This is a genomic window from Streptomyces sp. NPDC056527 (assembly GCF_042794475.1).
Classification (GTDB): domain Bacteria; phylum Actinomycetota; class Actinomycetes; order Streptomycetales; family Streptomycetaceae; genus Streptomyces.
In genome coordinates this window covers 1-4411 of sequence record NZ_JBHTTQ010000207.1, presented here as the reverse complement: position 1 = coordinate 4411, position 4411 = coordinate 1, and the positions used below count along the sequence as shown (strand labels likewise).

The 4411-nt window shown below is 70.1% G+C and carries 4 protein-coding genes; 2 read left to right on the top strand and 2 right to left on the bottom strand.

Translation table 11 applies throughout. The annotated features are described in order from the left end of the window. Positions 1-40 precede the first annotated feature (40 nt). Positions 41-1270 (bottom strand): DUF349 domain-containing protein, encoded by a 1230-nt coding sequence (locus ACFQ7Q_RS37665; RefSeq protein WP_383563631.1) that lies wholly within the window; start codon positions 1268-1270, stop codon positions 41-43. 190 nt (positions 1271-1460) lie between these two features. Beyond that, a complete protein-coding gene (locus ACFQ7Q_RS37660) occupies positions 1461-2246 on the bottom strand; it encodes a peptidylprolyl isomerase (protein ID WP_383563628.1) in 786 nt (261 codons plus the stop codon). 153 nt (positions 2247-2399) lie between these two features. On the opposite strand from ACFQ7Q_RS37660, the gene ACFQ7Q_RS37655 reads away from it, so the two are divergent. Next, the gene (locus ACFQ7Q_RS37655; RefSeq protein ID WP_383563625.1) at positions 2400-3107 is read left to right on the top strand and encodes an MBL fold metallo-hydrolase; all 708 of its coding nucleotides are present in this window, start codon (positions 2400-2402) and stop codon (positions 3105-3107) included. Between the two features lie 10 nt (positions 3108-3117). Continuing rightward, positions 3118-4380, top strand: a complete 1263-nt coding sequence (gene hisS / locus ACFQ7Q_RS37650; protein ID WP_383563622.1) for a histidine--tRNA ligase — start codon at positions 3118-3120, stop codon at positions 4378-4380. Positions 4381-4411 lie beyond the last annotated feature (31 nt).

Below are 4411 nucleotides of genomic sequence, written 5' to 3'. Positions count from 1 at the left end.
CCTGTCACAGGTACCGGGGCCCTTCCCGTACGACCGGCTGTCAGCCGCCGAACTCCTCCAGGCCCTTCAGCGCCTGGTCCAGGAGCGCCTGGCGGCCCTCCAGCTCACGGCCCAGCTTGTCGGCCTTGGCGTCGTTGCCCGCCGCGCGGGCCGCGTCGATCTGCTTCTGCAGCTTGTCGACCGCGTCCTGCAGCTGGCCGGTCAGACCCGCGGCACGCGCGCGTGCCTCCGGGTTGGTCCGGCGCCACTCCGACTCCTCGGCCTCCTGGAGCGCCCGCTCCACCGTGTGCATCCGGCCCTCGACCTTCGGCCGGGCGTCGCGCGGCACGTGGCCGATGGCCTCCCAGCGCTCGTTGATGGAGCGGAAGGCCGCACGCGCCGCCTTCAGATCCGTCACGGGCACCAGCTTCTCGGCCTCGACCGCGAGCTCCTCCTTCAGCTTGAGGTTCTCGGTCTGCTCCGCGTCCCGCTCGGCGAAGACCTCGCCGCGCGCCGCGAAGAACACGTCCTGGGCGCCGCGGAAGCGGTTCCACAGGTCGTCCTCGTGCTCGCGCTGGGCGCGGCCCACCGCCTTCCACTCCGCCATCAGCTCGCGGTAGCGGGCGGCCGTGCCACCCCAGTCCGTGGAGTTGGAGAGCGACTCGGCCTCGGAGACCAGCTTCTCCTTGGCCTTGCGGGCCTCCTCGCGCTGCGCGTCCAGCGAGGCGAAGTGCGCCTTGCGGCGCTTGGAGAACGCCGAGCGGGCATGCGAGAAGCGGTGCCACAGCTCGTCGTCCGACTTCCGGTCGAGCCGCGGCAGGCCCTTCCAGGTGTCCACGAGCGCGCGCAGCCGCTCACCGGCGGCCCGCCACTGCTCGCTCTGCGCCAGCTCCTCGGCCTCCTTGACCAGAGCCTCCTTGGCGCCCCGCGCCTCGTCGGTCTGCTTGGCCTTCTGGACCTTGCGCTCCTCGCGGCGCGACTCCACCGTCTCGACCAGCTTGTCGAGACGAGTGGTCAGCGCGGCGAGGTCACCCACGGCGTGATGCTCGTCGACCTGCTGCCGGATGTGGTCGATCGCGGCAGTGGCGTCCTTCGCCGAGAGGTCGGTGGTCTTCACCCGCTTCTCGAGGAGGCCGATCTCGACAACCAAGCCCTCGTACTTGCGCTCGAAGTAGGCCAGTGCCTCCTCGGGAGTGCCGGCCTGCCACGATCCGACGACCTTCTCGCCCTCGGCAGTACGCACGTACACGGTGCCCGTCTCGTCGACGCGGCCCCACGGGTCGCTGCTCACAGCGCCTCCTCCACATGATGCCGCTGAGGGGGTTGTGCCCCCTGGGCATCGTCCACAGTTTCCCGGCGGGCCTCGCCCGCCCTCAACAACGCGGATACAGGACCGCGCTGCACAACGCCAATCTAGGCGACCGGCCGCCCGGCTGTCCGCACTCAGCGCGACCGAAATTCAACGGTCGCGCCGTGCGTCACTACTTGGCGACCGTGGCCTTCTCGATGGTGACGGGCTTCTTGGGCGCGCCGTCCTTGGCACCGCCCTCGACCCCGGCCTTCGCGACCTCCTGGACGGCCTTGAGGCCCGCCGCGTCGATCTTCCCGAAGGGCGTGTAGCTCGGCGGCAGCTTCGTGTCCTTGTAGACGAGGAAGAACTGGCTGCCGCCCGTGCCCGGCTGGCCGGTGTTGGCCATCGCCACCGTTCCGGCCGGGAACGTCACCGAACCGCCCGCGCCGGCCTTGCCGAGGGAGTCCAGGTTCTCGTCCGGAATGGTGTAGCCCGGGCCGCCGGTGCCGTCGCCCTTCGGGTCACCGCACTGGAGGACGAAGATGCCCTCGGTGGTGAGCCGGTGGCACTTCGTCCCGTCGAAGTACTTCTTGTCGGCCAGGTGCTTGAAGGAGTTCACCGTCCGCGGGGTCTTCGCCGCGTCCATGGCGATGGAGATGTCGCCCTCGTTCGTCTTCAGGGCCATCGTGTACGTGGCCTTCTTGTCGACGGTCATCGCGGGCTCTGGCGTCGTCGACTCGCTCGCCGTGGGCGTCGGGGTGTCGCTCGCCGCGGCGTTGTCGGAGTCCTTCTTGCCGCCGTCGGTCAGCGTCACCGAGGCGTACACCGCACCACCCGCGGCCAACACGACGGCCAGCGACGCGGCGATGACGGTGTTCCGGCGCCTGGCCTTCAGCCGCGCCTCCTGCCGCCGCTGCTGCTGCCGCACGTACTTCTCCCTGGCGAGCTGCCGCCGCCGCTGATCGCTGCTGACCACCGGGTCTGCTCCTTGTCGCTCGTGCGTTCCTGCCCTGGCCGGGTGTGCCCGTACCGTATACGGGTTGGCTGTGGAATACGCAGCGCCGGTAGGCTCTGATCTGCCGCTTCCGCTCCGTCGCAGCACTGTGCCGGACGACATTTAAGGACGATCGTGCTGATTGCCGGGTTCCCCGCCGGGGCCTGGGGGACCAACTGCTATCTGGTCGCCCCCGCCGCAGGCGAGGAGTGCGTGATCATCGACCCGGGCCACCAGGCCGCCCAGGGAGTCGAGGAGACGCTCAAGAAGCATCGGCTCAAGCCCGTCGCGGTGGTCCTCACCCATGGCCACATCGACCACGTCGCCTCGGTCGTCCCGGTCTGCGGCGCCCATGACGTACCCGCGTGGATCCACCCCTCCGACCGGTACATGATGAGCGACCCGGAGAAGGCCCTCGGCCGCTCCATCGGGATGCCGCTCATGGGCGAGCTGACCGTGGGCGAGCCGGACGACGTGCACGAGCTCACCGACGGCGCGAAGCTGGACCTCGCCGGACTGGAGTTCTCCGTCGCCCATGCGCCCGGTCATACCAAGGGGTCGGTGACCTTCCAGATGCCGCAGACCACGGAGATCCCCTCCGTGTTCTTCTCGGGCGATCTGCTCTTCGCCGGCTCCATCGGACGCACCGACCTGCCCGGCGGTGACATGGACGAGATGCTCGAATCGCTGGCCCGCGTGTGCCTGCCGCTCGACAACTCGACCGTGGTGCTGTCGGGACACGGTCCCCAGACGACCATCGGCCAGGAGCGCGCCACCAACCCGTATCTGCGGGACGTGGCCGCCGGCCTCGGGAGCACGAAGGCTCCCCGACGAGGAATGTGACGAGTACTCCGTGAGCACCTTCAAGGCCCCCAAGGGCACGTACGACCTGATTCCGCCGTACTCCGCGAAGTACCTGGCGGTGCGTGACGCCATCTCCGGACCGCTGCGCAAGTCCGGCTACGGCTATGTCGAGACGCCCGGCTTCGAGGACGTCAACCTCTTCGCGCGCGGTGTCGGCGAATCCACCGACATCGTCACCAAGGAGATGTACACCCTCACGACCAAGGGCGGCTCCGAGCTGGCGCTGCGCCCCGAGGGCACCGCCTCCGTGCTGCGCGCGGCCCTTGAGGCCAGCCTGCACAAGCAGGGCAACCTCCCGGTCAAGCTCTGGTACTCCGGCTCGTACTACCGCTACGAGCGTCCGCAGAAGGGCCGCTATCGCCACTTCTCGCAGGTGGGTGCCGAGGCGATCGGGGCCGAGGACCCGGCGCTCGACGCCGAGCTGATCATCCTGGCCGACGACGCCTACCGCTCGCTGGGCCTGCGGAACTTCCGCATCCTGCTGAACTCGCTCGGCGACAAGGAGTGCCGCCCCGTCTACCGGGAGGCGCTGCAGACCTTCCTGCGCGGGCTCGACCTCGACGAGGAGACGCTCCGCCGGGCCGAGATCAACCCGCTGCGCGTCCTGGACGACAAGCGCGAGTCCGTGCAGAAGCAGCTGGTCGGCGCGCCGCTGCTGCGCGACTACCTCTGCGACGCGTGCAAGGCCTACCACGAGGAGGTGCGCGCGCTGATCACCGCGGCGGGCGTGGCCTTCGAGGACGACGCCAAGCTGGTGCGCGGCCTGGACTACTACACGCGGACGACCTTCGAGTTCGTCCACGACGGTCTGGGCTCGCAGTCCGCGGTCGGCGGCGGCGGACGGTACGACGGCCTCTCCGAGATGATCGGCGGCCCCGCGCTTCCCTCGGTCGGCTGGGCGCTCGGTGTGGACCGCACGGTGCTGGCCCTGGAGGCCGAGGGCGTCGAGCTGGACATCCCGGCGTCCACCAGCGTCTTCGCCGTGGCGCTCGGCGAGGAGGCGCGTCGGCTGCTGTTCGCCAAGGTGACCGAGCTCCGCAAGGCGGGCGTCGCGGCGGACTTCGCCTTCGGCGGCAAGGGCCTCAAGGGCGCGATGAAGGACGCCAACCGCTCGGGCGCCCGGTACACGGTCGTCGCCGGCGAGCGCGACCTGGCAGAGGGCGTCGTCCAGCTCAAGGACATGGAGTCCGGCGAGCAGGAGCCGGTGGCCCTGGACGCGCTGGTCGACACCGTCCGGGCGAAGCTGGCCTGACCGAGGAGTCACGACGACCGGGGCCCGGACC